At 38.9% G+C, this 296-nt stretch carries 1 pseudogene; it reads left to right on the top strand.

Annotation, left to right across the window (positions count from 1 at the left end):
• Positions 1 to 95: 95 nt before the first annotated feature.
• Positions 96 to 296: pseudogene (locus AOA59_RS00105) on the top strand (ribosome biogenesis GTPase YlqF); the annotation flags it as partial.

Here is a 296-nt window from a genome sequence, read left to right as displayed (position 1 = left end):
TATTGGTGTTGTTCCATATGAAGAAGTAGTAGGGAAGGCTAACTTTGTTTTCTGGCCTTTTAATGATGTTCGTATAGTAGAGTAGGAGTGTTAAAATGACGATTCAATGGTATCCAGGACATATGGCTAAGGCAAGACGACAAGTGAAAGAAAAATTAAAGTTAATAGATGTTGTGATGGAGTTAGTTGATGCTCGAATTCCCCTAGCTTCGAGAAATCCAGTGATTGATGAGCTAGCTCAGGGGAAACCGAGGCTCATATTACTAAATAAATCTGATTTGGCTGACCCTAAGTAC

The sequence above is a fragment of the Pseudomonas sp. 2822-15 genome, assembly GCF_002742515.1.
Classification (GTDB): Bacteria; Pseudomonadota; Gammaproteobacteria; order Pseudomonadales; family Pseudomonadaceae; genus Aquipseudomonas; species Aquipseudomonas salomonii.
This window is presented reverse-complemented; position numbering and strand designations above follow the sequence as displayed.